Source organism: Robertkochia marina (genome assembly GCF_004799345.1).
In the GTDB taxonomy this organism is placed as follows: domain Bacteria; phylum Bacteroidota; class Bacteroidia; order Flavobacteriales; family Flavobacteriaceae; genus Robertkochia; species Robertkochia marina.
The window spans coordinates 15,350-30,236 of sequence record NZ_SSMC01000001.1; the positions used below are offsets into that span (position 1 = coordinate 15,350).

At 45.3% G+C, this 14,887-nt stretch carries 12 protein-coding genes; 5 read left to right on the forward strand and 7 right to left on the reverse strand.

Going from position 1 to position 14,887, the window contains the following annotated elements:
- Nucleotides 1-11: 11 nt before the first annotated feature.
- From E7Z59_RS00050 to E7Z59_RS00075, 6 genes are all read right to left on the reverse strand, one after another.
- Nucleotides 12-1,748, reverse strand: a complete 1,737-nt coding sequence (locus E7Z59_RS00050) for an alkaline phosphatase D family protein (protein WP_136334249.1) — start codon at nt 1,746-1,748, stop codon at nt 12-14.
- A gap of 618 nt (nt 1,749-2,366) precedes the next feature.
- Nucleotides 2,367-2,981: a hypothetical protein gene (locus tag E7Z59_RS00055; protein ID WP_136334250.1), complete on the reverse strand. Its 615-nt coding sequence runs from the start codon at nt 2,979-2,981 to the stop codon at nt 2,367-2,369.
- Between the two features lie 813 nt (nt 2,982-3,794).
- Complete coding sequence (hemL, locus tag E7Z59_RS00060; protein ID WP_136334251.1) at nt 3,795-5,075, reverse strand: glutamate-1-semialdehyde 2,1-aminomutase; 1,281 nt, start codon at nt 5,073-5,075, stop codon at nt 3,795-3,797.
- 17 nt (nt 5,076-5,092) lie between these two features.
- The gene (locus E7Z59_RS00065) at nt 5,093-5,893 is read right to left on the reverse strand and encodes a glucosaminidase domain-containing protein (RefSeq protein WP_136334252.1); all 801 of its coding nucleotides are present in this window, start codon (nt 5,891-5,893) and stop codon (nt 5,093-5,095) included.
- Nucleotides 5,890-6,783 carry a 1-aminocyclopropane-1-carboxylate deaminase/D-cysteine desulfhydrase gene (locus tag E7Z59_RS00070; protein WP_242015651.1) on the reverse strand — a complete coding sequence of 298 codons (894 nt, stop codon included), beginning with the start codon at nt 6,781-6,783 and terminating at the stop codon, nt 5,890-5,892. Before E7Z59_RS00070 ends, E7Z59_RS00065 begins: the two co-directional genes overlap by 4 nt.
- A 43-nt stretch (nt 6,784-6,826) precedes the next feature.
- Nucleotides 6,827-7,153, reverse strand: coding sequence for a hypothetical protein (locus tag E7Z59_RS00075; RefSeq protein WP_136334254.1), 327 nt, complete (start codon nt 7,151-7,153; stop codon nt 6,827-6,829).
- Between the two features lie 72 nt (nt 7,154-7,225).
- Between E7Z59_RS00075 and E7Z59_RS15190 the strand changes: the two genes are divergently transcribed.
- The 5 genes from E7Z59_RS15190 to E7Z59_RS00095 all read left to right on the forward strand — a co-directional run bounded on the left by E7Z59_RS15190 (nt 7,226) and on the right by E7Z59_RS00095 (nt 13,898).
- On the forward strand, nt 7,226-7,390 hold the full coding sequence (locus E7Z59_RS15190; RefSeq protein WP_168731214.1) for a DUF5522 domain-containing protein: 165 nt from the start codon (nt 7,226-7,228) through the stop codon (nt 7,388-7,390).
- 203 nt (nt 7,391-7,593) lie between these two features.
- Nucleotides 7,594-9,582, forward strand: a complete 1,989-nt coding sequence (locus tag E7Z59_RS00080) for a urocanate hydratase (RefSeq protein WP_136334255.1) — start codon at nt 7,594-7,596, stop codon at nt 9,580-9,582.
- 67 nt (nt 9,583-9,649) lie between these two features.
- Nucleotides 9,650-10,225 carry a DUF4136 domain-containing protein gene (locus E7Z59_RS00085; protein WP_136334256.1) on the forward strand — a complete coding sequence of 192 codons (576 nt, stop codon included), beginning with the start codon at nt 9,650-9,652 and terminating at the stop codon, nt 10,223-10,225.
- Nucleotides 10,226-10,413: 188 nt separating this feature from the next.
- Nucleotides 10,414-12,168: an aromatic amino acid hydroxylase gene (locus E7Z59_RS00090; protein WP_136335473.1), complete on the forward strand. Its 1,755-nt coding sequence runs from the start codon at nt 10,414-10,416 to the stop codon at nt 12,166-12,168.
- Nucleotides 12,165-13,898, forward strand: a complete 1,734-nt coding sequence (locus E7Z59_RS00095; protein ID WP_136334257.1) for an XAC2610-related protein — start codon at nt 12,165-12,167, stop codon at nt 13,896-13,898. The genes E7Z59_RS00090 and E7Z59_RS00095 overlap by 4 nt, the downstream gene beginning before the upstream one ends.
- Before the next feature lie 6 nt (nt 13,899-13,904).
- Here the strand turns inward: E7Z59_RS00095 and E7Z59_RS00100 are convergent, their stop codons facing one another.
- Nucleotides 13,905-14,873: a GSCFA domain-containing protein gene (locus E7Z59_RS00100; RefSeq protein ID WP_136334258.1), complete on the reverse strand. Its 969-nt coding sequence runs from the start codon at nt 14,871-14,873 to the stop codon at nt 13,905-13,907.
- Nucleotides 14,874-14,887 lie beyond the last annotated feature (14 nt).

The following is a 14,887-nucleotide window of genomic DNA, read 5'->3' on the forward strand; positions in this document are numbered from 1 at the left end:
GTTTTTTTATATCAGCGGGTGAGGATTTCGGTGCGATCACTCAGTACACTAAAAGCTGTACCTGTAATGGTACTCACAAAGTTCCAGCTAACCTGAATGGTTGACAAACTACAGTCGAGAAGCACAAAGCCCTTATTGGAAATATTACTGTATACCAAGTCATCAACTAAAAGCGTCAGGGCAGCTTCAAATTGGGCTGCTGAAGCTGTAGTGCCCGATAAAAGTCTTTCGAAGCCAGCTGAACTCACTCCTGCTGTGGCCACTTCATACCCTTTAAGCGTACGATCTAGGGTATAGAGTTCATTGAACCATGCATTATGCGAATCTCCGGAAATGACAACCACCGGAGCTTCTACCCTGCTCAACAACCATTCCCGCTCGGCAGCATACCCATCCCAGGCGTCAAGATTGTAAGGCACTACATCCCTGACCCGCTCTAAATCTTCCTGCGACAGGGTCGGATCTCCATTTTGCTGTCTCAGTTTGATCTCCAGAAGCTCTCTTAGTGTAATCTCAAGACTTTCAAGGGTCTCAGGCGAAATACTACCCGATGCCTCCTGCTCAGAGAAACCCTGGTCTACCAGAGGTAACAGTTCTGCAGGAAACAGCATATTTCCCATTAATACCTGCTGCCCTATCAGACACCATTTATCTGTTGAATTACCCAAACTCCCTTCCAACCAGGATCGTTGTTCAGCCCCCAAAAGAGTTCTGTCTGCCGCGTTTCGGGCATTATTTAAGGCTTCCGAGTCAACAGTAGTGTCATTATTGAGAAAAGACCGGTAATTCAATTGCAGGTCCCGGCCGGCATGCCGTGTATCTAACAGCAAGAGATCAGCTATACCACCTATTTCAACCCTTCTGTATACCTTTGCTATATTTTCAGTTCGTACGGGAAGGTATTCACTAAATGCTTTTATGGCTTCCTGTTTACGTACCTCGTAGCTACCCTCATCCTGTTGATGGGCCGAGGCGCCACTCTGCCACGCATTATCTGCTACCTCATGATCATCCCAGACCACATAAAAAGGTTTTCTGCGATGCAGTTCCTGAAGCTGGGGGTCTTTCCTGTATTGCCGGTACCTTGATCGGTAATCATTCAACTGCAATAGTTCTTTATCAGGCTCATGGTTTCTGTTTAATCCAGCATCAACCGAAGAAGGAGTTGCGTATTCATAGATATAATCGCCCAGGTGCAATACAAAATCGGCCTCAGAATTTGCGATCGCCTCGTAAACATTAAAATAACCGGCTATGTAATTGGAACACGAACAAGCTGCAATCCTGACCTGTGCCGTTTGATCATTTTTAGAAGGTAGGGTCAGAGACTGTCCTACTGATGACACCATGCCATCTTTAAGGTTGAAGAATCGGTAAAAAAAGGAGGTGCCTTCAGGAAGATCCCTCACCTCAAGGGTAACGGTATGGTCATAGGAGGCATCGGTTGTCACCTCGCCGCTCCTCACCACATCTTTAAAGCCCTCATCATTGGCTATCTGCCACCCAAGGGTGACCTGGCTATCATTGCTAGTGGTATAACGGGTCCAGAGAATTACCTGGGTATCTGATGGATCAAAACTGGCCACCCCTTCAAAAAAGTTATCCCTCCTCAAGGAGTTTTCAGCCTCATCGGGCAATTGTTCTTCCAGTGGTTCATCATCTTCACAACTTATCAAATTGGGCATTAGGATTAGTCCACCGGTGAAAAGGGCAGAATCTTTCAAGAATTTTCGACGAAGCTTAGACATCTTGTTACTTTTTCCCGGAAATTACTAATTCCTGCCTATTACCTGATAAAAGCACTACGAACCATTGAATTTATCAGGCAACAACTACCTAACCACAAAAAAACGGGCATGAGTTCTATCTAATACGAAAAAAAGGAAACCAACTGAGAGATGAATTACTCAGAGGAAGAGATGTTGAGTAGCGCCATTCAACCTGGAAGCAGCACTCAAAAAGAATCACAATGATCAGGGTTCCTTTTGAGAAAACTTAACCAAGCCTTTATACCATTTTAAATAACAGCGTCAGACTCAGTGCCAGGCTTGCCAGGGTGAAAGCCATTCCTATGACGATCATTGGCACCGGATTGAAGTATTGTTCTTTTGACTTCATTAGATTGGGGTTTGCAAAATGAAAGTAATATAAAATACTGATTCTAAAAACATTAACACCCCTATTTGTTGTCAAACCCTTAAAATGTGTTGAGAATTAAAGCAAGTTTATGGCAAAAAAAAGACCCTTATATCGGGTCTTTTCTTTTTTGTCGTTGACACTAAAGTTGATTAGGCTTTGGTGTCAACACTCTAACTACTAACAAAATCACACTTAAAATTAACTAACTATATGATTCATTTACCTGTTTAGAAATCCAATTCGGCAATGGCCTCAGACTGTCTGAATCTGTTCATAAAATGATAATCCATTTTTATGTACTTGATCGCATTCAGGTCGCCTACATGAGGGTCGAAATTTTCAGGAAGCCATGCCAGCGTATCAAAACCCAGCACTATTTCTTCTTCCTCTTCGGCATAAGCCAGATCATTCAGGTATGCCATATGCGCATCAAATCCGTCAGGAAGGTACTGAGCCGTTTCAAACCCCAGGGTGATCTCCTCTTCTTCCTCTACGTATAAGATATCATTAAGATCGCCGGCGAAGGCGTCGAAATTCTCCGGAAGGTATTCGGCGGTTTCAAAACCAAGAACCACTTCCGCTTCTTCTTCGATAAATACAATGTCATTAAGATTCCCGGCATGGGCATCAAAATTCTCAGGCAGGTAGGCTGCCGTATCGAATCCTAAAACGATCTCTTCTTGTTCTTCTACATAAAGAATTTGATCGATGTTAAGTTCTGCTGCAGACGCTTCACAGGCCACCTCATTGTATACAGGTTCATACTCTGTAGTGTCGCTCTCCATTTGAGTAGTTCCGTTCCATCCCAGAATTAAACTACTTACTAAAATTAAACTGTTCATTTTTTGATTATTTATTGGTTCGTTTGATGATTGATTACACTAATAAGACTATCTATAAATCAAAATGTTACGGGTATTTTGAAGAATTTAACAGTTGGGAGATTCTTTAACTTTCTTTTAGAGGTAAGCGGTTATGCGGTTATGCGGTTATGCGGTTATGCGGTTATGCGGTTATGCGGTTATGCGAACAAATGAAAAATAATCGTCTTCGCGAGGTTTACAAAGTAAACCGTGGCGATCTCCCGAATCGAATTCAATGCCTTTCGGCACTGTAGTTGGTTTTGGAATTGAAATATACCCCCTCCTTTCCAAGGAGGACTGAGCGTGTAGGGCCGAACGGTAATGAAAGGTTCTGAGAACCTTTCATAGTGAGGAGCCAGGTGGTGCGAGGGCAAGTGGACCATTTTAGCGAAAGGGCCAGCTGGCACGCTGGGGAAAGGGCGGGGTGGTTAGCAAGTTACTTCTAATTAGCTATTGATGAAGAAGCCCATAATAACCCCTGTACCATAATTGGGAGATCGCCACAGGTCTGCGAAGCAGCCCCTCGCGAAGACGATTTTATTCTTTGGAATTTGCGATTTGAAAGTTGAGATTTATTCCGCGCGCCAGCTGGCGATAAAGCTTTGCGCGGAGGGGAGGGCTTCTTAAACCGAAATAAAATAAGTACTCTTATTTTATTTCGGAGACCTGTCTGCCGTGGCCTGCCAGGCAGGTCGCCACGTTCCGGCTAAGCCGGAACTCGCGAAGACTAAAAAACAAACTTTCCTTTAGGTTACTGAAACAAAAAAAGCGGGAGTCTCCCGCTTTTTTTGTTTATTGTTTCACAAAGGCCGCTGTGGCTTCTATGGTCTTATCAAGATCCTCGTAACTCAAGGCATCGTTGAGGAACCAGCTTTCAAAGGCACTCGGTGGCAAGTACATGCCGCTGTTGAGCATATGGTGATAATACTTTTTAAAGGTGTCATTATTCCCTTTTGCTGCGGTGGCAAAATCTTTTACCTCTTCGGTAAAATGCAGACTGATCATAGAACCCAGCCTGTTAATACACCAGGGCATATCTGCAGTACTCATGGCCGCTTCAAGCCCCTTATGAAGATAGGCCGTCTTTTCTTCAAGACTTTTAAAAACTTCTTTATGATCATTCAGGTGTTTTAGCATGGTATACCCCGCTGCCATGGCCAGTGGATTACCACTCAGTGTTCCCGCCTGGTACACCGGACCTTCCGGCGCCAGGTGACTCATAATCTCTTTTGAACCCGCAAAAGCGCCTACCGGCAAACCTCCTCCGATCACCTTTCCGAAGGTAACCAGGTCGGCCTTCACTTTTAACAGTTCCTGTACCCCTCCGGGAGCCAAACGAAAACCGGTCATCACCTCATCGAAAATAAGCAAGGTGCCATGGGTATCGCAGAGTGCTCGAAGCCCCTCAAGGAATCCTTCTTCCGGCAGGATACATCCCATATTTCCTGCAACAGGCTCTATAATGATGGCAGCAACTTCTTCTTTATTGGCTTCCAGCAAAGTCTCTACCTCTTCCAGGTTATTGTATGCGGCCAGCAGGGTATCTTTTGCCGTACCCTGGGTAACTCCAGGGCTGTTCGGGCTTCCAAAAGTTACAGCCCCGCTTCCTGCCTGAATAAGAAAGGAATCAGAATGCCCGTGGTAGCACCCGGCAAACTTGATGATCTTATCTCTGCCGGTAAATCCTCTTGCCAGACGCACCGCACTCATACAAGCCTCGGTACCACTGTTCACAAAACGGATCTTATCTATATTGGGCACCATGGAAACCGCCAGTTCGGCGATCTTTGTTTCCAGCTCAGTGGGCATTCCGTAAGAGGTACCCAACTCTGCCCTTTGCTTTACAGCCTCCACGACCGGATCGAAGGCATGCCCGAGGATCAATGGCCCCCAGGAAGCAATATAATCTATTAGCTTATTTCCATCCTCATCATATAGATACGCACCTTTGGCACGCTTCACGAAAATAGGATCTCCTCCAACAGCCTTAAACGCTCTTACGGGCGAATTCACCCCACCCGGGATCACTTTCTGCGCTTCAGCAAATAAGGCACTACTTCTCTTATAGATCATTTTTAAAATTTTGATTTCTATTTAAAATAAAGCTCCTGACCGATCTGAATATTATTATCCTTTAGTCCGTTGAGCTCTTTTATCTTATCTACACTTACCCCATACTTACGGGATAAAGAATAAAGGGTATCTCCTTTTTGAACCTTATAGGCATTCAGGTCTTCTCCTTCAAATGCCACTGCAGGTTGGTTTACCTTCTTCCCAAGCACCATGGCATCAAAGGTATAAAGGCCGTATTTTTCGATAATGCTGATCAGCTTATTAGGATAACGCGGATCGGTTGCATACCCGGCCTTTTTCAGCCCTTTTGCCCATGCTTTATAATCGTCTTTCTCATACTCAAAAAGAAAGGCGTAACGCTGCCTTCCTGTTAGAAAACGGGAATGATCAGCATAAGATTCCTCAGGGTGGCGATATTTCCTGAAGCATTCGCCCCTGCTATCGTCGTCATGTGAAACAGACGGGCCGGTCCATCCTTTGTGGCATTTTATCCCGAAGTGGTTATTGGCTCTTTTCACCAGGTCCCCTCTCCCTGCTCCACTCTCCAGAATTCCCTGCGCCAGGGTAATACTAGCCGGTATACCATAGGTCTTCATCTGCGCCATGGCAATGTCATCATAGGTTCCTATATAGGCTCTTACCACATCGGTATAAACCGTGGTCTTAGAAGTTGACTCCAGGGTTTCCGTTTCAGCTTTTTCAACCTCAACCTGTTTTTTTTCGGGCTGGCGTGGTTTCTCGTTGTACGTTCTTTTATGGGTTCCACAGCCCACTGCCAGGAGGGCCAAAAGCATTAGTGCAGGGTATTGGATCTTCATAGTATAAGCGGTAGTTTTTTTCTTTTAAGTTCTCGGTTCATACCGGGTATGCCTTGTAAGCCACCGGTATGGATGGCAAGTATTTTAGTGCCGGGGTTAAAATAGCCCTCCTCTGCCAAAACCTGTATTCCATACATCATTTTTGCCGTGTATACAGGATCAAGCGGAATACCTGTTTTCAATTTAAACGAATTCATGAAATCTACCAGGATCTCGTTTATGCGGGCATAGCCTCCAAAGTGAAACCTGGTCTGCAGGCTCCAATTTTCTGACTGAACAAATTTAACAATTTCCTCCTTTAAAAAATCACCCTTCAATGCCGGAAATCCAATCACATGCTGACCGGGGTGAGATCCTGTGATCAAACCGGCTAAAGTTCCTCCGGTACCTACCGCTGCACAGATCACATCGAACCGGGCATCTTCGGCTGTCAATATCTCTGCACACCCTCTTACTGCCAGGTCATTACTACCGCCTTCCGGAAGAATATAATACCCGGGGTATGCTGCCCGCCATCGGGCCTTCATTTCGGAACTCATTTTTTCACGGTAGGTTTCCCTGGATACAAAATGAAGCAGCATCCCCTGCGATGAAGCAGCTGCAAGCGTATCGTTCAATGGCTTATCCTTCAGCTCCTCCCCTCTTATGACTCCTGCACAAGGTATTCCGGCCTCCTTGCAGGCATAGGCTGTAGCGGCAATATGATTGGAAAAAGCCCCTCCGAAGGTCAGTACCCCCCGGTATCCGTGTTCAAGAACATGAAGCAGGTTGTATTTCAGCTTTCGAAATTTATTCCCGGAAACCACAGGATGTATCTCATCTTCTCTTTTAAGATGGACTTCGAGCGAAGCTTTTTCGAATATTTCCAGATCAACTTTTTGATTCTGCAAGGGAGGTGTATTTGCCACAAAAATAAAAAGAACCATTACTTTCTCAGGCCAGGTACCCGAAAAATGACCAGGGTCGGCGGGTTTTCAGGTAATCAGGATCATTTTCATGGGCGTAGGCTTCCCGTTCAAAACTAAGCTCCCTGTAAGCGCGATGTGCATTGCCAAGAATTATCCACCGTACAAGCCACTCAAAGGTATACCAAAGGTAAAAAGGCAGGATCAACATTTCGAGTTGCTGCCTGAGATGAATACGCTCATGATTCATTAGTGAATGATCTTCCTTCAGATCAACACTCTTCAATACGATAAATGGCCAAAGGGCCAATCCGACGTATTTACCCGGAAATATGTATTTGAAAATTAAAATCATAAATCTAATGATGGTATATAGATACGCTTTTCTTCTATATTTGCAAAAACAACCCAAATTTTATTGCATCTGATGAACCGAAAGATTCTTCCTCCTGAAGAAGGTGACTACTACCTGAGCCCTGAAGGCTACAGGGTGTTCACCGAACAATACCACTTAAAGCGAGGGTATTGTTGTCAGAGTGGATGTCGTCATTGCCCATACGGATTCAATAAAAAAACCAACACAAACAGGTAGCCCTATGGATATTGGCATCATGAAATACAAGATCATGATATACGGTAATCAACACCGTGCCGATATACGCTACCCCTAGTTAGCGATCTCCTGAAAAGGAAATTTCCAAATCTTCGGCCATTAAACAGGTCCTGAATGCACCCACATGAACGATGCTCTCTGTTGTGGGTTGCCCTTATTTACCAATTTCAATCTAAAAGATCATGACTTTTACAGACCAAATTCTGGAAGGCATTCCTGCCATATTACCCTCAGCAAAACCTTATGACCCTTCGGTGAACCATGCACCCAAACGTAAAGACATTTTAAATCCGGAGGAGAAAAAACTCGCTTTGCGCAATGCGCTTCGCTATTTTGATAAAAGCCAGCACAGCACCCTGCTCCCTGAATTCCTGGAGGAGCTGGAAACCTACGGTCGCATCTATATGTACAGGTTAAGGCCTGATTACGACATGTATGCCCGCCCTATCGAAGAATATCCGGGCAAGTCTCATCAGGCCAGGGCTATCATGCTGATGGTACAAAACAACCTGGATCCTAAGGTTGCTCAGCACCCTCATGAACTGATCACCTATGGCGGGAATGGAGCCGTATTTCAAAACTGGGCGCAATATCGCCTGGTGATGAAATACCTTGCCGAAATGACTGATGAACAAACCCTGGTCATGTACAGCGGTCATCCGCTGGGACTTTTCCCCAGCCATAAAAATGCTCCCAGGGTGGTTGTTACCAATGGTATGATGATCCCTAATTACTCTCAGCCTGATGATTGGGAACGGTTTAATGCCCTTGGAGTAACCCAGTACGGACAAATGACTGCCGGAAGTTATATGTATATTGGTCCGCAAGGCATCGTTCACGGTACCACCATCACGGTATTAAATGGCTTCAGAAAGATCCGTAAAGCCCCGAAAGGACACCTTTTTGTTACTTCCGGTCTTGGAGGAATGAGCGGAGCACAGCCCAAAGCTGGAAATATTGCAGGCTGTATTACCGTTTGTGCCGAGGTCAACCCAAAAGCGACTAAAACAAGACACTCCCAGGGATGGGTGGATGAAGTGATTGCAGACCTTGATCAATTAGTGCAACGTGTTAGAAAGGCACAGCGTGAAGGGGAAGTTGTCTCTATTGCTTATGACGGCAATGTTGTTGATGTATGGGAGAAATTCTATGAAGAAGACATTCATATTGACCTGGGATCTGATCAGACCTCCCTTCATAACCCTTGGGCCGGCGGTTATTACCCGGCAGGGCTAAGCTTCGAAGAAGCCAACCGGATGATGGCCGAAGCACCGGAACAATTTAAGGAAGAAGTTCAAAAATCTCTTAGGCGACAGGTAGATGCCATTAATAAACACACTGCAAGGGGAACCTACTTTTTTGATTATGGCAATGCCTTTCTTTTAGAGGCTTCCAGAGCCGGGGCCGATATTATGAAGAACAATTCCTCTGAAGAATTCAAATACCCAAGCTATGTACAAGACATCATGGGGCCCATGTGCTTCGACTACGGCTTTGGTCCCTTCCGATGGGTTTGTGCCAGCGGAAAGGCCGAAGACCTTCAAAAAACTGACGACATTGCTTGTGAGGTACTGGAAGAGATGAGAAAACATGCCCCTAGGGAGATCCAGCAACAAATGGCCGACAATATTCAATGGATCAAGGGGGCTCAGGAAAACAAACTCGTGGTTGGGTCACAGGCCCGGATCTTATATGCCGATGCCGAGGGCCGTATGAAAATTGCAGAGGCCTTTAATAAAGCTATTTCAAAAAATGAAATTGGTTTTGTAATTTTAGGAAGAGACCATCATGATGTAAGCGGTACAGATTCTCCTTTTAGAGAAACCTCAAATATTTATGACGGGTCGCGGTTTACAGCCGATATGGCCATACACAATGTGATCGGCGACAGCTTTCGCGGCGCTACCTGGGTGAGCATCCATAACGGCGGTGGCGTTGGCTGGGGAGAGGTGATCAACGGTGGTTTTGGTATGGTTCTTGATGGTTCTAAGGAAGCAGATGCCAACCTTAAGTCCATGTTATTCTGGGATGTAAACAACGGAATTGCACGCAGAAGCTGGGCCCGTAACGAGGAAGCCGTGTTTGCTATTAAACGAGCCATGAAGGCCGAACCAAAACTAAAGGTTACACTGCCTAACCGGGTAGATGAAAAGTTGTTTGACCTTCTTTAGGGTTAAAGCAGGTCGCCAACCAACCTTTTAAGGGTGCTGCCATGCTTAACACTTTAACTAAAAAACTATGAAAACACTTAAACTAACATTGTCTTTGGTAGTATTGGTGGGTTTACTCACCGGGTGCACCAGTGTTCGGGTGGCCACCGATTACGATCGCATGGCCGATTTTGATCAATACAAAACCTTTGCATTCTATAAACCGGGCATTGACCGGGCTAATATTTCTGACCTGGATAAAAAGCGTATCCTGCGCAGTATACAGAATGAACTGGTTAATCGTGGCTATCAGAAATCAAGCAACCCCGATATGCTGATCAGTATTTTCACCAGTGAGCGCGATCGCGTTACCGTATACAACAACGCCGGCTGGGGCTGGGGTTGGGGCTGGGGCTGGGGTCCCGGTTGGGGACCCGGATGGGGCGGAGCTTATGGTTCTACTGTAAGCACCAATACCGAAGGATCGCTCTACATCGACCTGATCGACACCAAACGTAAAGAACTGGTGTGGCAGGGTAAGGGTACCGGTGACCTGATCACTAACGGTGACATTACCAAAAAAGAAGAGCGCATAGCACTTTTTGTGAACGAGATATTGGGGGAATTCCCTCCACCGATAAAGGCAGAAACTGCCGGAAATTAGAAAAAGCCTCCTGATGGAGGCTTTTTTAGTTATACCACTATACGGTTATGCCGTTAAACAGCAGTTCTGCCTTTAGCTTTATTTCCGAATAACTGTATAACCGTATAACCGCATAACTTATATCCTTTTTAAGAACATTTTCCTGCCTGTTTTGTAAATTTATCCTGCAACAAACACTAGTTATGGAAATGCAGTACGAAACCAACCCATTGATTGAGCGCTTGCCCAGGCATCTCAAGCAATTTATAAAGCCTCAGAATTACGACGACTACACCCCGATTAACCAGGCTGTATGGCGGTACGTAATGCGAAAAAATGTTGACTATCTCAGCCGGGTAGCCCACGATTCATATACAGAAGGGCTTAAGAAAACCGGAATTTCCATTGATCATATCCCCAGCATGTACGGCATGAACCGTATCCTGAAAGAGATCGGCTGGGCTGCCGTTGCTGTTGACGGATTCATCCCTCCAAATGCTTTTATGGAATTCCAGGCATATAACGTTTTGGTGATCGCCTCAGATATCCGTCAACTGGAGAATATTGAATACACGCCGGCACCCGATATCATTCATGAAGGTGCAGGCCACGCCCCCATCATTGCCAACCCCGAATACGCCGAATACCTCAGACGTTTTGGAGAAATAGGGTGCAAGGCCATCAGTAGCGCCCGCGATTATGAGATCTACGAAGCTATAAGACACCTCAGTATTATTAAGGAAGCCGAAGGCACCCCGGTTGAGGAGATCGAAGCGGCAGAAAAGAAGGTAGACGAGCTCCAGAAGGAAGCCGGCGAACCCAGTGAAATGGCGCTTATAAGAAACCTGCATTGGTGGACCGTTGAATACGGACTTATAGGAACTCTTGACAACCCGAAGATCTATGGAGCGGGCTTGCTTTCCTCCATTGGAGAAAGTACCTGGTGTATGACGGATAAGGTTAAGAAACTGCCATATACCCTGGAAGCAGCTTACCAGGATTTTGACATCACCAAACCTCAACCACAACTTTTCGTGACCCCCGACTTTGCCCACTTAAGCCTGGTACTGGAAGAGTTTGCCAACACCATGGCCCTTCGCAAGGGCGGATTGAGCGGATTGCAGAAACTGATCAACTCCAAGGCCCTGGGCACGGTAGAATTAAGCACAGGCCTGCAAGTATCGGGTGTTTTCAATAGGGTGATAAGCCACGAAGGACGCCCCATCTATTTTCAAACCCATGGAGATACTGCCCTGGCCCTCAGGGAAAAAGAACTGGTTGGTCACGGCACACTTAACCACCCTGACGGTTTCGGAAGTCCGGTTGGCAAATTAAAAGGCATTAACCTGGCTATTGAAGATATGAGTCCGCGTGACCTGAAGGCTTATAAGATCTATGAAGGAGAGTCTATTCGCCTGGAATTCGAAGGAGGTATCGCCGTAGAAGGAAATATTATTACCGGGAAACGAAATCTTCAGGGCAAGATCATTTTGATCAGTTTTGAAAACTGTACCGTTACCTATGGAGAGGAAGTCCTTTTTAAACCGGAATGGGGAATTTACGATATGGCGGTAGGAAAAGAAGTCATTTCTGCTTTCAGCGGTCCTGCAGACAGTAATAGTTTTGACCTGATCACCCATGTTCCTTCAGAACAGACCATAAAAGCCAAAAGACCTGAAAAAACACTGCGTCTTGAACAGTTATACCAACAGATCAGAGAATACAGAGAAGGCAGCAACCAAACCATTTCACGTCATAAGGTTTTTAACGAACTTCGTGAAGACCACCCAAGAGATTGGCTGCTCTCTGTGGAGCTATACGAATTGGCAGTACAAGGAGGCGACCATGAATTTGCCGAGGAGATCCTCGGGCATTTACAACAGATCAAACTGGACCGACCTGAGGTTGGTCACCTCATTGACAATGGCATAGAATTGGTCGAAACATCGAAAGTCGGTTCATGAGATTACATTTCCTAAGTCGACATCCACTAAGAGGATCTTCTGCCTTTTCACTATTTTTTGTGATTATTTCAGCCATATTGCTATGCACAATTTCGTGCAAAAACGAGGTTGATGATGAGGCTCTTGAAAAAGAACGTCAAAAAGCCGATTCCCTTCTTCAGGCCTCCATCAACAATAGAAAACGCCTTGAAACTGAAGAGGAGTTAGCCGAACGTGTGCGTAGGGTAAAGAATAACTCCTTTACCTCCGGCGATTCAGTGTATTCAGAAGCCAGTGTTATCGCCATTGAAGACTCTCTTCTCACCGGGGTGAAGTTGACCGGGAAGTCGAACCAGGGAGGCAGGATCACTCATTTTACGCACACCGCTATTACCTACAACGGCAAAGTGGCCAGAGGAATACTCCCAGGAGAATTATTCCGCACTGACCTCCGCGATCAGAACAAGGTTATATTTTACGTTCTTGAGAAGGATTCGGGTGAGGTAAGCGCCCAAGGGCTTGAGATCCATTCAGACACCCTTGAACTGCTTCCGGCCCCTATGGAAGCTAATTATTATTTTGACCTTCTTACCCAACGTCAATTTGAATCAGATCTCCCCAACCCTAACCGGTTCTTTAAAACCATCAAATCGGCCAGGCTGAACAACACCTTTGTTTCGGACTCTGTTTTTCCCGGAAAGGAGGTCTATACAGATCACAGACCCTTACTACCTGATTATCTCAGCGTATCTATGGAGAGACTATGGGTGGTATCTCAAAATCAAACAGCCAATGTTCTTGTTACCTACCCTACTGACAGCACCTACCAGGTAACAACCCTCAGGGCTGAGAAAAGGGGTAAAGAAGTGAACAGCTACATAAAATCTGCGTTTGTAAACGACACTTTGTTCTTGCAGCACAGCGTTCGTGACAGCCTTGTATATGATCATCCCCACCTGGTTGTTTACCAAAAAGACTCGGTTATACGCCACTATCGCTATGATAGGAATTTCACCTTCGATCTTATAAAGACAGACTCTGTAAGATCGGTTGAAAACTACCCCCAATACTACCGCCAGCTTAAGGACAGTGTGTTTGAAATAGAAACCGACACCTTTAGGCTGAACGGGAAACAGCTAGCTTGGAAATACACGGCTTCTTATCATCGTGCGAACCCATTAAAGCAAGAGGTAGCGGTTAGAGTACAACATAAGGACCTGGTTGACCCGGTAAAAAACAGGCTGATATTCAGACTACCGCAGGCAGGAACTCCCGGAAGAGCCTCTTTGACCGATCTTATTACCCGGGAAAAACATTATAAACAGGAAGACTTGAATTTTGACGGATATACTGATTTCAGCTTCAAAAAAGGAACTGACAATAATGGCAATCCCGAATATATAGTTTACCTCTACAACCCTGACTACGGGAGATTTTCACGCACACCCTCCCTTGATGGTATAAGTATACTCGGCGGTATCATTACCGACAAGGAAAAACAAAGGCTTCTATACCCGGGATTTATCGGAAATGGTCATCTTAGCGTAAGTGTACTAAGCTCCGCCGAAGGCGCCCCCTATCAAAAAGAGATCTACTGGACTACCGGAAAATTGGAAGCCCTTCAACTTCATTATCAAAAGATAGTGAACAACAGTATAGTCGAAAAACAATCTCCACTTATTGACAGCCTTCCGGTAAGCGGCTCTGATCTTAAAACAGGTTTGGTACAATGGATTCTTGAAAAAGGCTAGACTGCATCAGGATCCGAAAAATTCATCATCGAATTTCATATGCGGGTATTGGGTAACGAGCTCCTTGATTTGCTGTTTTATCTTTTTTACAAACTTCAGGTGCGCCTCCCCTTCAGGATCAAATGGCTTATGCTTTAAACCTTTCCTGATCCGATCTGCTTTTTCCATTACAGAATGTGTCCCGGGTGCCACCCATGCTTCCAGAAACCTTGACCAAACCACTTCTACCGCCATCGGGGAAGGGTGAAGCATATCGTCGGTATAAAAGCGATAATCCCTTAATTCATCCATCAGGATCTCATAGGAAGGAAAATAACTCCAGGTATCTACAGTCTCCAGGAATTGATGCAGGGCAGCTATTAGGTGCGCTTTACTGCGCTGATTGGCTACTATCCCGTCTTTTATATGTCTCACAGGAGAGACTGTGGTAATTACAGCGCAGTCAGGATTTATACTTTTTATAAGATGATCGGTCTTCTCTAATTGCAATTCGATCTCATGAATATCCAACAGCTCTTTTTCAAACAGCCTTTGAGGTTGTTTATGGCAGTTTGCTACCACCCTGTTCGTATCCAAATGCCTGTACACCCATGAAGTGCCCAGGGTAAGAATAAAGTGACTGGCATTCTGAAGCTCCCCGTAAAGTCTTAGCATGTTGTTATTCACCGTTTCCAGGATGTGATCTGCATCAGCATGACTACAGACAGAATGCAACTCATAAGAATGCCAGCGTCCGTTTGAAAAAAACAGATCATTTTTAGTGAACCACCGCTGATTTACCGCCCGCTCTAAAAGCCCGGTTATAGCCATAGGGTTAAATAACACCCCAAATGGATTGGTCATTTGCTGAAATTGGTAATACTCCAGTTTTTCTCCGATATGCTCCACAAAGCAAGACCCCATGAGCACCATACGGGCATGGTAATCGATCTGCGGGTCTTCCTTTTTGACAGGAACTAACGTTTGAAACTTCATGGGTTCAGCATTTA

What these genes read in the sequence shown, in the direction of transcription:
- E7Z59_RS00065 (WP_136334252.1), bottom strand. Translation starts at nt 5,893, where the DNA reads ATGAAGATCCAATACCCTGCACTAATGCTTTTGGCCCTCCTGGCAGTG.
- E7Z59_RS00095 (WP_136334257.1), top strand. Translation starts at nt 12,165, where the DNA reads ATGAGATTACATTTCCTAAGTCGACATCCACTAAGAGGATCTTCTGCC.
- E7Z59_RS15190 (WP_168731214.1), top strand. Translation starts at nt 7,226, where the DNA reads ATGAACCGAAAGATTCTTCCTCCTGAAGAAGGTGACTACTACCTGAGC.
- E7Z59_RS00090 (WP_136335473.1), top strand. Translation starts at nt 10,414, where the DNA reads ATGCAGTACGAAACCAACCCATTGATTGAGCGCTTGCCCAGGCATCTC.
- E7Z59_RS00100 (WP_136334258.1), bottom strand. Translation starts at nt 14,873, where the DNA reads ATGAAGTTTCAAACGTTAGTTCCTGTCAAAAAGGAAGACCCGCAGATC.
- E7Z59_RS00085 (WP_136334256.1), top strand. Translation starts at nt 9,650, where the DNA reads ATGAAAACACTTAAACTAACATTGTCTTTGGTAGTATTGGTGGGTTTA.
- E7Z59_RS00075 (WP_136334254.1), bottom strand. Translation starts at nt 7,153, where the DNA reads ATGATTTTAATTTTCAAATACATATTTCCGGGTAAATACGTCGGATTG.
- E7Z59_RS00050 (WP_136334249.1), bottom strand. Translation starts at nt 1,748, where the DNA reads ATGTCTAAGCTTCGTCGAAAATTCTTGAAAGATTCTGCCCTTTTCACC.
- E7Z59_RS00080 (WP_136334255.1), top strand. Translation starts at nt 7,594, where the DNA reads ATGACTTTTACAGACCAAATTCTGGAAGGCATTCCTGCCATATTACCC.
- hemL (WP_136334251.1), bottom strand. Translation starts at nt 5,075, where the DNA reads ATGATCTATAAGAGAAGTAGTGCCTTATTTGCTGAAGCGCAGAAAGTG.
- E7Z59_RS00055 (WP_136334250.1), bottom strand. Translation starts at nt 2,981, where the DNA reads ATGAACAGTTTAATTTTAGTAAGTAGTTTAATTCTGGGATGGAACGGA.